This is a genomic window from Lyngbya aestuarii BL J, from assembly GCF_000478195.2.
In the GTDB taxonomy this organism is placed as follows: Bacteria; Cyanobacteriota; Cyanobacteriia; order Cyanobacteriales; family Microcoleaceae; genus Capilliphycus; species Capilliphycus aestuarii.
This window is the reverse complement of sequence record NZ_AUZM01000259.1, coordinates 1-938: the sequence shown is the minus strand read 5'-3', so window position 1 is coordinate 938 and position 938 is coordinate 1. Positions and strand designations below refer to the sequence as shown.

Sequence of the window (938 nt, the reverse complement as noted above, 5' to 3'; positions counted from 1 at the left end):
CTCTTCCGATCTTGGTCGAATTTTAGCTCGAAATATTTATTTTTTTATTCCGACAAAAACCGATAAAGACAGAGAGACAAAATTAGATTATATTAAATTAGTGGGTACATTGGTCTGGGCGATCAAAGTTCATGTCAGAAAAGAAGATCTAGAAACTGAACTTAAAAATTTACTCACACCTAATCAGTTTATAGAACTTCAACAGATTCAGCAACGACCCTTAAGAATTGCCAATTGGTTAGCGGATTATTTAATCAGAATGTATGAACAAAATCTGATTAACTATCGCTTTTTAATTGAATTAAATCAGTCAATGGATCGAATTTTAGAGGCGATGATTGCTTGCGATCGCATTGCTTCGACTCCCCTACCCAAAGCTTATTCTATTCACTTAAAACATCTGTTGCTTATTTATTGTTTGAGTGTACCATTTACTTTCGTTGAGGAGTTGAACTGGTTAACAGTTCCTGCGGTGGGAGTGATTACTTTTTCTTTACTCGGAATTGAAGAAATAGGCTTAGAGATTGAAAATCCGTTTGGAAATGATCCCAATGATTTACCCTTAGAGAAGTTTTGTTATATTCTCCAAAGTGATATTGCTGAGTTAATCGAGTATGAAAGTCAATCAAGTTTCGATCAAATTATCAACGAATCGTCCGGAAAAGTATGATCAAAAAAGATAAATCAATCAGTCGAAAAAAATCTAAAAATAAACCCAATTCCTGGCTGTTTAAACTCCAACTCCAACTGCAAATAATTTGCAACTTTCCCTAAATTATCACCCTCATATTTAGCAGCCAAACAAAGCTTGAGTGAAAATCTTTAATCTTCCTCAAAAACAATCACCTATTCTTCACTCTCAAGTTCACTGTCAGGTTTGGCGTTTAAATCAGAAGGAGGTATTTTTTGTAGTCCAATTAAACCTTCCATCACGGATT

General features: G+C 34.3%; 1 protein-coding gene. It reads left to right on the top strand.

What is annotated here, in order from left to right:
• Positions 1-670: bestrophin family protein (locus M595_RS27940; RefSeq protein WP_023069911.1), on the top strand; the 670-nt coding region annotated here is incomplete at its 5' end.
• Positions 671-938: the final 268 nt, after the last annotated feature.